This window comes from Roseinatronobacter ekhonensis, assembly GCF_900499075.1.
Classification (GTDB): Bacteria; Pseudomonadota; Alphaproteobacteria; order Rhodobacterales; family Rhodobacteraceae; genus Roseinatronobacter; species Roseinatronobacter ekhonensis.
The window spans coordinates 1-15,694 of sequence record NZ_UIHC01000012.1 but is presented as its reverse complement, the minus strand read 5'-3'; the positions used below and the strand labels follow the sequence as shown (position 1 = coordinate 15,694).

Genomic DNA, 15,694 nt, shown 5'->3' with positions numbered 1-15,694 from the left:
ATGCCAAGCCTTAAAGGCCCATGCAATTCGCGTAATAGGTGGTCGTTGCCGGCCAGTCGCTGAACACGCCAACCACGCCTGCTTCTTCGTGCAGGGCGTTCAGGATGGTGAAGTAATCGCCATCCGTATCGGTCGCGCCCGCCACGCTCTGGAAATACCAGCCGCCGCCCGTGGTCAGCGGGCCAGAGCGTTCCAGCGTCCATGTGATGATGCCAAGATCAGCCTCTTGCGCGGCTTTGGTGTATTCGCTGGCAACCATGTTGCCGCTGTCGTCCAGCGTCAGCAGCATCCACATCGGCGGTGCGATGTAGCGCACGCCCATATTGGCCAGTTCCTGCATCGTGGGCTTGAAGGTGGCAGGATCGTTGGGGTCAATCAGGCCCTCATCGTCATCAGATGCCTCGTAGCGGTCATCCAGGTAAACCGCCTGCGCGCCGAATTCGGGCGTGTTCTCTACCCAGTATTTCACGTCATCCAGATTGAAGCTTTGCAGCCAGACGCGCGACGGGTCGATTCCGGCGGCGACATATTCGTCGACCAGCTTTTGCGCATAATCGGCCTGAGAGAACCCGTTGAACGGCATATCGACAGAGGCCGATTTCAGTTCTGGCGTGAAATCTGCACCCAGCGCGTCGAACAATGCGATCGATTCGGCATGGGTCATCAACTGGCCGTCCTGAACCGAATACAGGTCGGTGCGCCAGTTGGCGGTGCCGTCCATATACTCTGCAACGGTTGTGCCACGGGTGTTGGCCGCGTCCATCTTGCCCGTCAGGGTGCGGAATTCGGCCAAGGTGATGTCGCTGGTGCGGCATTCAGCAGCGGCGTTGGTGTCGCCATCCGCCGGGCTGAAAGGCGCGGTGCACTTGCCCGCCAGATCGCTGGCCAGAATATCGGTGGTGGTGTGCAGATCGTTCTGAGCGTGGCGGCAGACCAGTTCCAGATCGGATGTGAAGGTCACATCGCATTCCAGAATACCGGCGCCCATGCGCGCAGCCGCGATATTCGATTCGCGGGTATGCTCGGGGAATTGCAGTGGCGCGCCACGGTGGCCGATGGAAAACTTCGTCGCGCTGGGCGTCTGGGCCATACACGAGGCCAGTTTCTCTTTCAGCGGGCCGTCGGCCATGCGGTCGATCAGGTAGAAGGGGCGTGGCCCGTAGGTGACGCCGCCAACCATGTCTTGCGCGATTGCGCCGGTTGCGGTGCTGGCAGCTAGTCCTGCCACGATCAGGGTTGCTTTCAAGGTCATGTCCAAACTCCCGTGTTATGGATGACCGCGACCTAACCGCTTGCGGTAACAGAGCCGTGACGACCTTGGCGGCATCCTGCCGCAACCGGCCTTCGCGAAGGCTCGGGGCTTGCTTTCCTTGATGAGAGGCGTAGCTTGTCGCCCTCAAGGAGGGTGTATCAATGCCAAAGCTCATCAAAGTCTATCTGCAACAAATCGCAATCGGGTTCGGCCTGTCCGCCGTGTTCACCGCGATCCTGTTGTATATGAATGTGGGCAATCTGGGGCATCTGGTGTTCAACTCCAGCGACGGGCTGCTGGGGCTGTTCCTGATCTTCTTTTTCAACGGTCTGGTATTTGCGGGGGTGCAATTCGCCATCCGAATCATGCGCATGGGCTATGAAGACGATGACGATGACGACGATGATCGTGGCACACCCATCCGGGCCTATGACCCGATTCCAATCAAGATCTCTGACGGGCCCGCACGGCGCGGATAGCAGGGTGGCAGGCCCGCAGCGACCGTGGTGGCGTGAGTTTCCGAGAGCCTGAGAATCAGGTGGGCGCCAGATAACAAGGCCAGGACCCTGCCAGAGCCAGCTCCCTCGGATGTGCGTATAGGCCACTGGAAAAGGGCCACGCACGCGAAGAGCAGAACCTGCCTACACCTCAGGTAATGTGCTTGCCCGCCGCAATCAAGCGCCAACGTATGCTTGACCTGCGTTCATCATTTGTTCATGATTGGCGCCATGGTGGAACAGGGTGCATTTGAACAGGGCACGGCACCGGGCGTCTTGCTGGCGCGCGGCGTGTGTCGTGCGCTGGACGGTTTGGGCTTTGTGTCTGTCTGCGAATATCCGGTCACGCGCAATTTGCGGGTGGATGTGCTGGCACTGGGGCCGCGCGGCGAGGTTTGGATTGTGGAGTGCAAATCCAGCCTGGCCGATTTCCGGGCCGATCAGAAGTGGCAGGGATATCTGCCTTGGTGCGACCGGTTTTTCTGGGCCGTGGGCACGGATTTTCCGCGCGCGGTGCTGCCCGAAGGTTCCGGGTTGTTTCTGGCTGACAGCTACGGTGCCGAACTGGTGCAAACTGCACCGGAAGACAAGCTGGGCGCGGCTCGCCGCAAGGCGCTTGTGCTGGGAGTCGCACAAACGGCAGCGCGGCGGTTGCGTCGGTTCAGCGATCCGAGCGCGCAAATTTAGACATTGACTTGGCAGTGCGGGCGGGGCGCGTATCCCGCGCCCCAGCCTGGCTTATTGCAGGTCTTCGGTCAGATCGGTGAACGCGGCGGTAAAGCCAATCAACGACATGTTCAGGTCAACGGTCTGGTCTGGCGCTGCGACCGGAACCAGCCGCCATGTCGCGGTTGCGCCGCCGCGAAACGCGTCCACTTCGGCAGCGGTAAACCCGACACGCGCGATGCAGCCGATCGCGGTGCAGAATGTGAACGGATAGCGTTTGGCCGCACCGTCATCGACCTGCATGACAAGCTGCGCCGTCAGCAGCGTTTCAAGCGGGGTCAGGATGGTGGCACCGGCGACCGCTTCTTCGCCCGGCGGCAGCGGGAACATCGTGATTTCGGCAGTGGCGTTGCCGTCGGCATCGCGCAAAAGCTGATACATCTGACAAGGGTCTTCGCCTTCCTCCGCGCGCATGCAGACCAGTTCCCAATCACCATGGGTCGCGCCGGTGTAGCTTTCGTCGCCGCCGGCACCGATCACTTCCCCGGTGGACAGGCCAAGCGCGTCGCCATTTCCGGCCTCTTCCGCGCCGGTCGTGTCCTGAGCATAGGCGGACACACCCAGCATCATCACGGCCCCGATCACTGCGGAGCCAAAAGCGTAGGCGGAACTTGTGTTCATGGTCTTCCTCAACATCCAGCGAATTTGCGGGCGGAATAACACGGGGATGCGTACCTGTCAGGCAAAAAAATCAAGGGTCTGCCCGGTTGGCGGGGACTGGCCGATGCCGCCTTGCACACCATTGCCGCGGCTGGCCCAAACGTAAAATAAGGGCCCGAAGGCCCTTATTCCGTAATTTTTTTATTCTCTCCCTGTCGGACCGGCCGACTATTGCGACGAAGCCTATGGCTAAAAAATTGACCCGTCAACACCTAAGATTTCTGCGTTTTTCGGGATTACAGCCGTGCTTTGACCAAAATTTACCGTGCTTGGAGCGTTGCATGGAAAAAGACCGCACCCAACGGGTGTGGCCAGTCTGACAGGGAGGAAAACGCGTATCCGCGACCGGGTCACAACGGGCCGAAACGGGACGCGCCTAGGTATCTTGGCATGAAATGGTAAAGAAGCTCTTTCCATTGTCTGCGTGGCTGGCATAGTTTCTTCACGCAAGCGTGTCGGTAGCAAGGGTGGGACGGAATGGGCGAGCAAAATCAGGGTGTTTTCGTGGGCGGTGGCGGTCCAGAGCAGCACACGCCCCAAGAACTGGCCTTCAAATTCGGCAATCGCCACGGATTGATCGCAGGCGCGACCGGCACCGGCAAGACGATCACCATGCAAATTCTGGCCGAAGAGTTCTCGCGCGCGGGCGTTCCGGTCTTTCTGACCGACATCAAAGGCGATGTCAGCGGCATAGCGGTGGCGGGCGAAGCAAAGGATTTCCTGTTCAAACGCGCCGACCATATCGGGCTGGAAGGCTATCACTTTGCCGGCAACCCGACCATCTTGTGGGATTTCTTTGGCGAACACGGTCACCCGGTGCGCGCAACGATTTCCGAGCTGGGACCGCTTTTGCTGTCGCGCATGCTGGACCTGACCGACGCCCAAGAGGGCGTGATCAACGTCGCCTTCCGGATATCGGATGACGAGGGGCTGCCGATCCTTGATCTGGATGACCTGCGCGCGCTTCTGGCGTTTCTGGGGGAACATCGCGCCGAGGTGTCGGCGCGCTACGGCAATGTCACGACCGCCAGCATCGGCGCCATACAACGCAAGCTTCTGGTGCTGGAAAACCAAGGGGTGCGCCATTTCTTCTCGGAACCCGCGCTGGACCTTGCGGACCTGATGCGCACCACTCAGGACGGGCGCGGGGTGATCAGCATTTTGCACGCCGCGCGGCTAATGCGCAGCCCCAAGCTTTACGCGACCTTCCTGCTCTGGCTGTTGTCAGAACTGTTCGAAGAACTGCCCGAGGTCGGCAATCCTCACAAACCCAAACTGGTGTTCTTCTTTGACGAGGCGCATCTGCTGTTCGACGGCGCACCCAAAGCATTGGTTGACAAGGTCGAACAGGTCGCGCGGTTGATCCGCTCCAAAGGGGTGGGGGTGTATTTCGTCACACAAAACCCTGATGACGTGCCCGATGACGTTCTGGGCCAGTTGGGCAACCGCGTGCAACACGCTTTGCGCGCTTTCACCGCGCGTGACCAGCAAGCCTTGAAGCGGGCCGCGCAAACCTACCGCCCGAACCCGCGTTTTGATATTGCAGCTACGATCCGCGACGTGGGTGTGGGCGAGGCGGTCACATCCTTTCTGGAAGGCAAAGGCGTACCCGGCATAGCCGAACGCACGCTCATCCGCCCGCCCAGCAGCCAGATGGGGCCGGTCGATGCAGCAACACGCGCGCGGCTTATGGCATCGTCACCGGTGGCGGGGAAATATGACCGTGCCATCAACCGCGACAGCGCGCATGAAATGCTGGCGCGGCGCGCGAAGACCGCAGCCGATGCGGCCGTGCAGGTGCAAGATGAACCGGAATTCACCTCCGCGCGGCGCTATGATCCGAAAATGCCCAAACCACGCGCCAAACGTGTGTCGCGCCGCGACTCGCCCGTGGATGCCTTCGCCAAGTCGTTGGCCCGCCAGCTTGGCACCCGGACCGGCAAAGCGATCATGCGCGGGGTTCTGGGCGGGCTGTTCAAGGGGCGGTAACAGGCGGGCCGCGCGCGCGGGACAGGCCCCACCCACCCGCCCGCCTGACCCGCGCGCGCGGCCACGCGGCCCCTTTCGTTTGCGCAAAAGCTGCGCTAAAGGCTGCGGCCTACGACAACGGAGCACGCGCCATGAAATTCCTTGATCTTGCACGGGTCGCGATCCGCTCTGGCGGCGGTGGGTCCGGCTGCGTGTCGTTCCGGCGCGAGAAATTCATCGAATATGGCGGTCCCGACGGCGGCGATGGTGGGCGCGGCGGCGATGTCTGGGTCGAATGTGTCGACGGGCTGAACACGTTGATCGACTTTCGCTACCAGCAGCACTTTTTTGCAAAATCGGGTCAGGGCGGCATGGGCAAGGGCCGCACCGGGCGCGACGGTGACAGCGTTGTGCTGCGCGTGCCCGAGGGGACCGAGATCCTCGACGAGGATCAGGACACTGTCATCGCCGACCTGACAGAGGTCGGACAGCGCGTATTGCTTGCCAAGGGTGGCAATGGCGGTTGGGGCAACCTGCAATTCAAATCCGCCACCAACCAGTCGCCGCGCCGCGCCAATTCCGGCCAGCCGGGGGTGGAGCGCGAAATCTGGCTGCGGCTGAAGCTGATTGCGGATGCCGGGCTTGCGGGCCTGCCCAATGCTGGCAAATCGACCTTTCTGGCCGCGACATCGAACGCTCGCCCCAAGATTGCGGATTATCCGTTCACCACGCTGCACCCCAATCTGGGTGTGGTCGGCGTGGATGCGCGTGAATTCGTCATGGCCGATATTCCGGGCCTGATCGAGGGCGCATCTGAGGGGCGCGGCCTTGGCGACCAGTTTCTGGGCCATGTCGAGCGTTGCGCGGTGCTGTTGCAACTGGTCGATGGCACGGCGGAGGACGTGGCCGAGGATTGGCGCATCATTGACGGTGAACTCCACGCCTATTCCCCCGACGTGGCGCTGAAGCCGCGCATTGTTGCGATGAACAAGATCGACGCGCTGGATGACGAGGAACGCGCCGAAAAGCTTGCCGCCTTGGAAGCGGCCAGCCACCGCAAGGTCATGATGCTGTCGGCCGTGTCGGGCGAGGGTGTGCAGGACGTGCTCCGCGCCCTGATCCGCCAGATCGACAAGGGCCGCGAGATCCCCGAGGATGAGGGCGCATGGCAACCCTGACGCCTGCCCGTGCCTTGCAGGCCGCGCGCCGCGTGGTGGTCAAGATCGGCTCTGCGCTGCTGGTCGAACAGGGCCGGTTGCGCAGTGACTGGCTGCATGCACTGGCCGCGGATGTGGCGGGCTTGCGCGCGCGCGGGGCAGAGGTCGTGATCGTGTCATCCGGCTCGATTGCCTTGGGCCGCGCGGTGCTGGGCCTGCCACACGGCGCACTGGCGCTAGAGCAAAGCCAGGCCGCCGCCGCCGTGGGCCAGATTCAGCTTGCCCGCGCCTATGAAGAGGTGTTGGCCCCCCATGGCATTAGCGCGGGGCAGGTGCTGCTGACGCTGGACGACACCCATGACCGCCGCCGCTACTTGAACAGCCGGGCCACGCTGGCCACGCTGCTTGGGCTTGGGGTGCTGCCGATTGTCAACGAAAACGACACAATCGCCACGGACGAGATCCGCTATGGCGACAATGACCGCTTGGCCGCGCAAGTGGCCGTCACCGTTGGCGCCGACCTGCTGGTGCTGTTGTCGGATGTCGACGGGCTCTATACCGGCAACCCGCAATCGGACCCGTCCGCGCGGCATCTGCCCGTGATCGATGCCATAACGGCAGAGATCGAGGGCATGGCGGGCGATCCCTTGTCGCCGTTCAGCAAGGGCGGGATGAAGACCAAGATCATGGCCGCAAAAACCGCTACATCGGGCGGTTGCGCCATGTTGATCGGGGCAGGGCAGGCGCTCAACCCACTGGCGGCGCTTGAAAACGGTGCGCGCGCGACCCTGTTCGCGGCGCAGGGCGACCCGCGCTCTGCCCGCAAGGGCTGGATTGCCGCGATGAAGCCCAAAGGCGCCGTGCATGTCGATGCGGGTGCGGCGCGCGCCTTGGCATCCGGCAAGTCTCTGCTGCCCGCAGGTGTGTTGCATGTGGACGGTCAGTTCCAGCGCGGCGACCCGGTCAGCATTGTCGGGCCAGAGGGGCCGTTGGGCCTTGGTCTGGCGGGGTATGACGCGGTTGAAGCCCGCGCCATTGCCGGGCATCATTCCACCGAAGTGGAAACAATCCTGAACCATCCGGGGCGTGTAGCCCTGATTCACAGAGACGAGATGGCCTTATGACCGAGATCAGCCAAGACATGCTGGACATGGGCGCGCGCGCCCGCGCCGCCGCAAGCGTTCTGGCCAGTGCCACGCCGGGGGCCAAGACACAGGCGCTAATGGCCGCCGCCGACGCCTTGGATGCCACGCGCGCCGATGTGCTGGCCGCGAATGCGCAGGATATGGATGCCGGGCGCGACAAGGGGCTAAGCCCGGCCATGCTGGACCGTCTGCTGTTGGACGACGCGCGCATTGATGGCATTTGTGGCGCCTTGCGCGCGATTGCCGCACAGGCTGACCCTGTTGGGGCCGTGATGGCCGAATGGGACCGGCCCACGGGCCTGCACATTCAGCGCGTGCGCACGCCCTTGGGGGTGATCGGGGTGATCTACGAGTCGCGCCCCAATGTGACCGCCGATGCAGGTGCCTTGTGCCTGAAGGCCGGCAATGCCGTTATCCTGCGCGGTGGGTCGGAAAGTGCGCAGTCTTCGCGCGCCATTCATTCGGCACTTGTGGCGGGGCTGCGTGTGGCGGGCTTGCCCGAGGACGCGATCCAGCTTGTCCAGACCACTGACCGCGCTGCCGTGTCGGATATGTTGCGCATGGTCGCGCATATCGACGTGATCGTACCGCGTGGCGGCAAAGGGCTGGTCGGGCTTGTGCAGCGCGAAGCCCGCGTGCCGGTATTCGCGCATCTGGAGGGCATCTGCCATATATATGTCGACGCCGCCGCCGACCCCGCCAAGGCCCGCGCCGTGGTGTTGAACGCGAAAACCCGCCGCACCGGGATTTGCGGCTCTGCCGAATGCCTGCTGTTGCACCGTGATATCGTGAACACGCTCGGCGCAGATATTCTGGCCGATCTGGCCGCCGCCGGTGTCGAATTGCGCGTGGGCGAAGGCTTGCAGCACTTGCCCGGCACCGTCCCTGCCAAGCCCGATGATTTCGGGCGCGAATTCCTCGACATGATCTTGGCGGTCGCGATAGTCGATGACGTGGCGGGTGCGATTGCGCATATCCAGCGCTATGGCTCCAGTCACACCGAAGCGATCCTGACCGAGGATGACGGCGCGGCGGCCGAATTCTTCGCGCGGCTTGATAGTGCGATCCTGATGCGCAACGCCTCGACCCAGTTCGCCGATGGCGGCGAATTCGGGCTGGGTGGCGAGATCGGCATCGCCACCGGAAAGATGCACGCGCGCGGGCCAGTGGGGGCAGAGCAACTGACCAGCTTCAAATATCTGGTCACGGGTGATGGAACGGTGCGCGCTTAACCGCGCAACACCGCCATCGCTTCGGCCAGGTCCAGCTTGCCGTCATACAAAGCGCGGCCCGAAATCGCGCCATCCAGCTTGGCCCCGCAATCGCGCAGCGCGACCAGATCGGCCAGCCGCGACACGCCGCCGGATGCGATGACCGGGATCGACACGGCCCGCGCCAGCGCGGCCGTCGCCTCGACATTCGGGCCTTGCATGGCGCCGTCGCGGTTGATGTCGGTGTAGATGATCGCCGCCACGCCCGCGTCCTCGAACTGGCGGGCGAGCTCTGTCACCTCTATATCGGTTTCCTCGGCCCAGCCCTTTGTTGCCACGCGTCCGTTGCGGGCGTCGATCCCCACGGCCACTTGTCCGGGAAACGCCCGCGCGGCCTGCCGCACCAGATCGGGGTTTTCCACGGCGACGGTGCCAAGGATCACGCGGGCCAGCCCTTTGGCCAGCCAGCCCTCGATCGTTGCCATATCGCGAATGCCGCCGCCCAGTTGCGCGGGCACGTCCACCGCCGCAAGGATTGCATCGACCGCGCCGCCATTGACGGGCGCGCCCGCAAATGCGCCGTTCAGGTCCACAAGGTGCAACCACTCTGCGCCTTTCTCTACGAAAGCGCGCGCCTGCTCTGCCGGATCATCGCCGAACACGGTCGCCTTCGCCATGTCGCCTTTATACAGGCGCACGCATTGCCCATCTTTCAGGTCAATCGCGGGATAGAGAATCATGACGCGGCCCTTTCCTTGCAGCTTGGTTGGTGCATAGCGAATGCCGGGGCAGGGGAAAACCACTGCCATCTTCATCTTGCCCCAAATACTCAAAATCCGGCGTGTGCCGCATGCACGGGCCCTACCCGGATTGCGCCTTCTTGGCCCAAGCACCGCCGTCCTGTGACCAGTATTCCGCCTGAACCCCGGCGGCTGTCATCGCTGTCCATTGCGTGCGGGCATGGGCGACCGCGGCGTCATCCTGCCCGTCGAACAATATCCACAGCCGTTCCAGCCCCGCCACTTCTGCGGCGTCCACCTCTGCGCGCTCCACGGCCATCACACAGGCGGGGCGATTGGGCGCGGTCGCGGCGGCCGTCAGCAAAATTGGCTGGTCGGCATCATGCGGGCCACCTGCCAGACCATGCGGCAAAAAGCTGTCCTTCGCGCCCAGCCAGAGTTGCGCATCCAGCCGCTCCAGCACCGCCATGTCCCCGCCGCGCAGCGCAACGCGCCAGCCCGTAGCCAGTGCGCGGGTCAGAAGCGTGGCCGCCGTCACCTCCACAGGGTCGCGCGTCAGGTGGTAGAACATGGCCTTGCCCATGGTTCAGCCCTCGAACCGCACGCGGACCAGCGCATCCAGCGTCAACACGCCCCAGCCGGATGCCCCCTTGGGTGCATGGGCGCTGTCGCTTTTGGTGAGGGCCGCGCCGGCAATGTCCAGATGCGCCCAAGGCATCCCATCGGGCACGAAGCGTTCCAGAAACGCGGCGGCGGTGCAGGACCCGGCGGGCCGTCCGCCGGTGTTTTTCACATCGCCAAGGCGCGAGTCGATCTGGCGTTGGTATTCCGCACCCAAGGGCATCCGCCATGCGCCTTCGCCCGCGTCGCGCGCGGCCCCAAGAATAGCATCGGCCAGCGTGTCGTCATTGCAGAACACCCCCGCGCGGTCATGCCCCAGCGCGATGATGATCGCGCCGGTCAGGGTTGCAAGGTCGATCATGGCGCGCGGCTGGAACCGCTCGGCGGCGTAGTGCAACATATCGGCCAGCACCAGACGGCCTTCGGCATCGGTGTTGATCACCTCGATCATGTCGCCCTTCATGGAGCGCACGATGTCGCCGGGGCGCTGCGCACGCGCGTCGGGCATGTTTTCCACCAGCCCGACCAGTCCGACCACATGCGCGGGCGCTTTGCGCAGCGCCAAAGCCTGCATCAGCCCGACGGTGACAGCCGCGCCGCCCATATCCATCGTCATCTCTTCCATGCCCGCGCCGGGCTTCAGTGAGATGCCGCCGGTGTCGAACATCACGCCTTTGCCCAGCACACAAAGCGGCGGCCCTTCCGCACCCTTCCAATGCATGATCGCCAGTTTCGGCGGGTTGTCCGACGCTTGCCCCACCGCCAGCAGCGCGCGCATGCCAAGGGCGTCCATCTCGTCGCGGTCAAGGATCTCGACCGTCAGGCCCAGATCGGCGAGACCGGCGATCTGCGCCGCAAAGCTCTCGGTGTTCAGTACATTGGCAGGCGCGTGGACCAGATCGCGCGTCAGGTGCACCGATTGCGCAAGCGCGCTTGCGTCGTCCAGCGCGGCCTTGGCTGCATCCGGGTCTTTGACCGCGCAGAGAAGGCCGCCCAGAGGGCCTTTCGGCGCGGCTTTCATCGCCTCGTAGCGGTAGGCGCGCAGCAGCGCGTGCAGCGCGATGTCGCGCAGGGGCAGCGTGTCGAGCGCGACAAGTGCCGCATCTTCGCCTTGCGCGCGGCCAATGCTGTTGCCGGCGCGGCGCGCCTCGTCCGGCGCGGGGCGACGGGGCAGGCGGATGATCTGAAGACTGCGCGCCGTCATGCCTGCGGGGTAGCCAAGCGACAGGCCCTTGCCCGCAGCAAGCCCCGCGAACTCTGCACTGTTCACCGCGCGCGCAACCGCGCCACGGGTCAGCTTGTCACAGCGTTTGGCCGCACGCGGCAGGGGCGCGTCGGTGTCGGCAAAGATGACAACACGGCCGGAATGGCTGGCAAGCTGGTCCAGATCGAAGGGCAGGGCGGTGGGCGTGTTCATGGCTACTCCGGGTGTTGTTTTTGCGAAAGCTAGTCCAGCGGCGCGGCGATGACCACTACCCTTGCGAAATTGCCTGCCCTGCGCTAAGGCTGTTACCGCTAACGGTCCCTGCAAGGAGCATCCCCCATGACCCCCGCCCAACAAAGTGACCGCGCGCTGGAATTGTGTCGTTTGGCGCCAGTTATTCCCGTGATCGTGGTGGATGATCTTGCCCATGCGCGCCCCTTGGCAGAGGCGTTGGTCGCCGGTGGCCTTCCGGTGCTGGAAGTGACCCTGCGCACCGACTGCGCCTTGCAGGCGATTGCCGCAATGGCAGAAGTGCCGGGCGCTGTGGTCGGCGCGGGCACGGTGCTGAGTGCCGCGCATATGAAAGCCGCAAAGGACGCGGGCGCGCAATTCGCGGTGTCCCCCGGTGCAACGCCTGCCTTGATAGATGCGGCCCGTGTCGAAGCCGTGCCGCTGCTGCCCGGTGCGCAAACCTGTTCCGAGGTTATGGCGCTGCTGGAGCAGGGGTTCCATGTGCAGAAGTTCTTCCCCGCAGAATCCATTGGCGGGGCAGGGGCGCTCAAATCCATCGGCGGGCCGTTGCCGCAGGTCACGTTCTGCCCCACGGGCGGGATCACGCCGGACCTTGCACCGCATTATCTGGGCTTGGCCAATGTCGAATGTGTGGGCGGGTCATGGGTGGCCCCCAAAACCCTGATGCAAGCGGGCGACTGGGACCAGATCACCGAACTGGCCCGCGCGGCGGCGGGGTTGTCGCGCTAGATCGGACCTTGTGTCTTGTGCGTGGCGGCGTAACGGCGGCGGCACGCTTCGGCATTTTCTTGCGCCGGTCACTCCTTGCGATACCGCGCCAGGGAATGTTGCATCTCGAGCAATGGCAGCACATCGGGCAGGGCAAGCGCCGCGTCCGACATCAGCAGGATGTTGAACTGGTGCCTGCGTTCGAAATCGCGGGCGATGTGCACCAGCCCGCGCGCCATCAGATGTGCCAGAACGTCATGCACCAGCCATTGCCCTTGCCAGAACGCAGCGCTTTCCACCTCAATCATCATCAGCGCCGTTTTGTCCAGCAACGCCCCTGCGCCGCCCAGAACCTTCTCGGACGCGCCCTCGACATCGACCCAGAGCGCGGCGCGCGTGCCCGCTTCGGCCAAACTATCCAACCGCACCCCTGGCACGGTGACGGTCTCGTATTCCGCTTTCGGGTCTTCGCGCAGCATCAACGACGAGCGTCCCGAATAGACGCCTTGCGCCGAATGCTGGTCGGCGGTCAGCACCTTGAAGGTAACGGGGCCGTCGCAATCTGACAGGGCCGACAGGATGTAATCCACACCCAAGCCCTTGAAATCATGCCGGGCGGCAAATCGCGCGTGGTTGTGGGGATTGCCCTCAAACGCGACAACGCGAGCTTCGGGCAGCAGGCGCTTGGCACGCCGTGCCCCGGACCCGTCATGCGCCCCTGCCTCTACAAACAGGTCGGGGCCAACCACCGGCAGCAGCGCAAAGAACATCTTGCGCAGATCGGCGGCGGAACGTTGCCGCGCCGCGCGGTCGCGCAGGTCGTAAAGCGATGCGCGCGCGCTTAGCTGCGCAAGGGCCTGTCCGGGTGTCATGGTGTATCCTTCGCTGCTCGCGCGCCAGATTGAGCAGGTGCGCGGGTGCGGTCAACCCCTCTTGCACCCCGTGCGTAAACCGTCTAAGGCAAGCGCACTTCACAGGTGGGGGTCGGGCCCTGCGGGCAGAAAAATCCGCAACGGTCCACCGGTTGAGGCATTTGCCTTGAAACCCCCCACTCAGGCGCAAACCGGAAAGGAACACGTTATGGCGCTTCCCGATTTCTCGATGCGGCAGCTTTTGGAAGCTGGCGTTCACTTTGGCCACCAGACGCAGCGCTGGAACCCGCGCATGTCGCCGTTCATCTATGGCGAGCGTAATGGTATCCACATCATGGATCTGACGCAGACCGTCCCCATGCTGGACGCAGCGCTGAATGTCATCCGCGAAACCGTCGCAAAGGGCGGCCGCGTGCTGTTCGTCGGCACCAAGCGTCAGGCCTCCAAGGCCGTGGCCGATGCAGCCGACCGTTCCGCACAGTTCTACATGAACCACCGCTGGTTGGGCGGCACGCTGACCAACTGGAAAACCGTGTCGCAGTCGATCCAGCGCCTGAAAGCACTGGACGAAAAGCTGGAAAGCGGCGCCGAGGGCCTGACCAAGAAAGAGCGTCTGGGCATGGAGCGCGAGCAGGCGAAACTGCAAGCCTCGCTTGGTGGCATCCGCGAAATGGGCGGCCTGCCGAACCTGCTGTTCGTCATCGACGTGAACAAGGAAGACCTGGCCATTCTGGAAGCCAAGAAGCTGGGCATTCCCGTCGTCGCCGTGGTCGATACCAACTGTTCGCCCGATGGCGTGGATTATGTGATCCCCGGCAATGACGACGCAGCACGCGCCATCGCGCTGTATTGCGATCTGGTCAGCCGCGCCGCGCTGGACGGCATGACCGCGCAGATGGGCGCGGCGGGCATTGACCTTGGCGAGCTGGAAGAGGCCCCGACCGAGGAAGTTCTGGCCGAAGAGACCCCCTCTGAAGCGCCTGCCGAGGGCTGATCGCCCGGTTTGTCAGGATTTGACATGAAACTGTGACAGGGGTGCCGCTTGCCCCCTGTCACATCCTACAGATTCAGGAGTTAGAGACATGGCAATCACCGCAGCAATGGTGAAAGAACTGCGCGAATCGACCGGCGCAGGCATGATGGATGCCAAAAAGGCACTGACCGAAACCGATGGTGACATGGACGCCGCGACTGACTGGCTGCGCACCAAGGGCCTGGCGAAAGCCGCCAAGAAATCCGGCCGCACCGCCGCAGAGGGCCTTGTGGCCGTTGCCGTCAATGGCGGCAAGGGCGTCGCGGTCGAGGTGAACTCGGAAACCGATTTCGTCGCCAAGAACGCCGAATTCCAATCCATGGTTGGCGGCATCGCGACCACGGCCCTTGGCGTGGCCGACACCGACGCGCTGGCCGAGGCCGATATGGGCGGCAAGCCCGTTGCCACCGTCATCACCGATGCCATCGCCAAGATCGGCGAGAACATGGCGCTGCGCCGCATGGCCGCAATCGAAGGGGACACCGTGGTGTCCTATGTCCACAACGCCGCGACGGACGGTATGGGCAAGATCGGCGTGCTGGTTGCGTTGAACGGCGGCGATGCCGCGTTCGGCAAGCAGGTCGCGATGCATATCGCCGCGACCAACCCGGCGTCCCTCGACGAAGCCTCGCTCGACCCGGCCATTGTCGAAAAGGAAAAGCAGGTCCAGATCGACATCGCGCGCGAATCGGGCAAGCCGGAGAACATCATCGAGAACATGATCAAGGGCCGCATGAAGAAATTCATGGCCGAGATCACGCTGGTGAACCAAGCCTTCGTCATCAACCCCGACCTGACCGTGGGCGAAGCCGCGAAAGAGGCGGGTGCCACGATCACCGGCTTCATCCGCATGGAAGTCGGCGAAGGGATCGAGAAGAAAGAAGAAAACTTCGCCGAGGAAGTGGTGAAGATGCAGGGCTAAGGCTCTGGGTTTTTTGAAGATTGGCGGCGCTCCGAGGGATCGGGGCGCCGTTTTGTTTTGTGTATAGCTTTCACTGATGTTTTTCGTCACCCAAAGTCGGTAACAAACCACCGTGTCCCGTTCGGCTAGGTCAGTGTGCAACTTTTCAAAGTTGCGGATTCAGCATTAAAATCAAGTTTTACTCAATGCGTCGAAAAGGGATCCCCGAATCCGAGTTCCTTTAGGCGCCGCTGACAATCGCAGAATGGCCTTTAGTGAAAGGTAGAACCCCAGTCTGACTATATCTGATTAAATGAGGCAGGTTATCTTTAAGAATAGCTGATCCCATATTTGCAAGATACCAACGCCTCACCGCCGCGTCCATGCCATCCACAAATAAATCGAGATCAAACATTGCTGCTTTTTTGTCTCCAGATACAATAGAAAAATCGTGCAAACCTGTCTTCGTTTCGGGTACCGTGAAAATGACGTGAGTAGCATCAAAATGAGCATGGCCACGCATGTCACCTCTATGAATAAGGCCACCTCTAAGCCTATAAATCCCAACACCATCGCCACCAAGCGCCTGACGCGAGGAATAGGTATCAATAAATTTTATATATACTCCGAGTCCTGCAGAAGCCGAATTTGTTGACTTGACTGCTGGGTTTGGAACGATTCAGCTATTGCTTATGATCCGCCCTGACTTTCTTTCCTCACCAGCCCGCCTCGAGCTTGAGGCTTGCG

The 15,694-nt window shown here is 62.9% G+C and carries 16 protein-coding genes; 9 read left to right on the top strand and 7 right to left on the bottom strand.

The window, feature by feature from the left end:
* Nucleotides 1-10: 10 nt before the first annotated feature.
* Nucleotides 11-1,252 carry a glycerophosphodiester phosphodiesterase family protein gene (locus ROE7235_RS07865; protein WP_121094357.1) on the bottom strand — a complete coding sequence of 414 codons (1,242 nt, stop codon included), beginning with the start codon at nucleotides 1,250-1,252 and terminating at the stop codon, nucleotides 11-13.
* A 161-nt stretch (nucleotides 1,253-1,413) separates the two neighbouring features.
* Between ROE7235_RS07865 and ROE7235_RS07860 the strand changes: the two genes are divergently transcribed.
* Entirely contained in the window at nucleotides 1,414-1,731 is a 318-nt protein-coding gene (locus ROE7235_RS07860; protein WP_121094355.1) for a hypothetical protein, read from the top strand.
* Between the two features lie 237 nt (nucleotides 1,732-1,968).
* Nucleotides 1,969-2,436, top strand: a complete 468-nt coding sequence (locus ROE7235_RS07855; protein ID WP_245963907.1) for an MmcB family DNA repair protein — start codon at nucleotides 1,969-1,971, stop codon at nucleotides 2,434-2,436.
* Nucleotides 2,437-2,487: 51 nt separating this feature from the next.
* Here the strand turns inward: ROE7235_RS07855 and ROE7235_RS07850 are convergent, their stop codons facing one another.
* Complete coding sequence (locus ROE7235_RS07850; RefSeq protein WP_245963906.1) at nucleotides 2,488-3,096, bottom strand: invasion associated locus B family protein; 609 nt, start codon at nucleotides 3,094-3,096, stop codon at nucleotides 2,488-2,490.
* A gap of 516 nt (nucleotides 3,097-3,612) precedes the next feature.
* Between ROE7235_RS07850 and ROE7235_RS07845 the strand changes: the two genes are divergently transcribed.
* The 4 genes from ROE7235_RS07845 (at nucleotide 3,613) to ROE7235_RS07830 (ending at nucleotide 8,637) form a co-directional block, all read left to right on the top strand.
* Nucleotides 3,613-5,124 carry a helicase HerA-like domain-containing protein gene (locus tag ROE7235_RS07845; RefSeq protein WP_121094353.1) on the top strand — a complete coding sequence of 504 codons (1,512 nt, stop codon included), beginning with the start codon at nucleotides 3,613-3,615 and terminating at the stop codon, nucleotides 5,122-5,124.
* A 131-nt stretch (nucleotides 5,125-5,255) separates the two neighbouring features.
* The gene (obgE, locus tag ROE7235_RS07840; RefSeq protein WP_121094351.1) at nucleotides 5,256-6,281 is read left to right on the top strand and encodes a GTPase ObgE; all 1,026 of its coding nucleotides are present in this window, start codon (nucleotides 5,256-5,258) and stop codon (nucleotides 6,279-6,281) included.
* A complete protein-coding gene (gene proB / locus ROE7235_RS07835) occupies nucleotides 6,269-7,384 on the top strand; it encodes a glutamate 5-kinase (protein WP_121094350.1) in 1,116 nt (371 codons plus the stop codon). Before obgE ends, proB begins: the two co-directional genes overlap by 13 nt.
* A complete protein-coding gene (locus tag ROE7235_RS07830) occupies nucleotides 7,381-8,637 on the top strand; it encodes a glutamate-5-semialdehyde dehydrogenase (RefSeq protein WP_121094348.1) in 1,257 nt (418 codons plus the stop codon). Before proB ends, ROE7235_RS07830 begins: the two co-directional genes overlap by 4 nt.
* On the opposite strand, the gene hisA is transcribed toward ROE7235_RS07830, so the two are convergent.
* The 3 genes from hisA to ROE7235_RS07815 all read right to left on the bottom strand — a co-directional run bounded on the left by hisA (nucleotide 8,634) and on the right by ROE7235_RS07815 (nucleotide 11,394).
* Nucleotides 8,634-9,356: a 1-(5-phosphoribosyl)-5-[(5-phosphoribosylamino)methylideneamino]imidazole-4-carboxamide isomerase gene (hisA, locus tag ROE7235_RS07825; protein WP_121094505.1), complete on the bottom strand. Its 723-nt coding sequence runs from the start codon at nucleotides 9,354-9,356 to the stop codon at nucleotides 8,634-8,636. The two genes, ROE7235_RS07830 and hisA, sit on opposite strands and share 4 nt — an antisense overlap.
* 121 nt (nucleotides 9,357-9,477) lie before the next feature.
* The gene (locus tag ROE7235_RS07820; protein ID WP_121094346.1) at nucleotides 9,478-9,939 is read right to left on the bottom strand and encodes a DNA polymerase III subunit chi; all 462 of its coding nucleotides are present in this window, start codon (nucleotides 9,937-9,939) and stop codon (nucleotides 9,478-9,480) included.
* Nucleotides 9,940-9,942: 3 nt separating this feature from the next.
* Nucleotides 9,943-11,394, bottom strand: coding sequence for a leucyl aminopeptidase (locus ROE7235_RS07815; protein ID WP_121094344.1), 1,452 nt, complete (start codon nucleotides 11,392-11,394; stop codon nucleotides 9,943-9,945).
* Nucleotides 11,395-11,520: 126 nt separating this feature from the next.
* Here ROE7235_RS07815 and eda point away from each other — a divergent pair, with 126 nt between their 5' ends.
* Nucleotides 11,521-12,162 (top strand): bifunctional 4-hydroxy-2-oxoglutarate aldolase/2-dehydro-3-deoxy-phosphogluconate aldolase, encoded by a 642-nt coding sequence (gene eda, locus ROE7235_RS07810; protein WP_121094342.1) that lies wholly within the window; start codon nucleotides 11,521-11,523, stop codon nucleotides 12,160-12,162.
* A 68-nt stretch (nucleotides 12,163-12,230) separates the two neighbouring features.
* Here the strand turns inward: eda and ROE7235_RS07805 are convergent, their stop codons facing one another.
* Nucleotides 12,231-13,013 carry an FkbM family methyltransferase gene (locus tag ROE7235_RS07805; protein WP_121094340.1) on the bottom strand — a complete coding sequence of 261 codons (783 nt, stop codon included), beginning with the start codon at nucleotides 13,011-13,013 and terminating at the stop codon, nucleotides 12,231-12,233.
* Between the two features lie 208 nt (nucleotides 13,014-13,221).
* Between ROE7235_RS07805 and rpsB the strand changes: the two genes are divergently transcribed.
* Together rpsB and tsf are read left to right on the top strand one after the other, a co-directional pair.
* Nucleotides 13,222-14,007 carry a 30S ribosomal protein S2 gene (gene rpsB, locus ROE7235_RS07800; protein ID WP_121094338.1) on the top strand — a complete coding sequence of 262 codons (786 nt, stop codon included), beginning with the start codon at nucleotides 13,222-13,224 and terminating at the stop codon, nucleotides 14,005-14,007.
* 88 nt (nucleotides 14,008-14,095) lie between these two features.
* Nucleotides 14,096-14,968 carry a translation elongation factor Ts gene (gene tsf / locus ROE7235_RS07795; protein ID WP_121094337.1) on the top strand — a complete coding sequence of 291 codons (873 nt, stop codon included), beginning with the start codon at nucleotides 14,096-14,098 and terminating at the stop codon, nucleotides 14,966-14,968.
* A gap of 220 nt (nucleotides 14,969-15,188) precedes the next feature.
* Here tsf and ROE7235_RS19860 read toward each other — a convergent pair whose 3' ends face one another.
* On the bottom strand, nucleotides 15,189-15,470 hold the full coding sequence (locus tag ROE7235_RS19860; protein ID WP_147434183.1) for a hypothetical protein: 282 nt from the start codon (nucleotides 15,468-15,470) through the stop codon (nucleotides 15,189-15,191).
* Nucleotides 15,471-15,694: the final 224 nt, after the last annotated feature.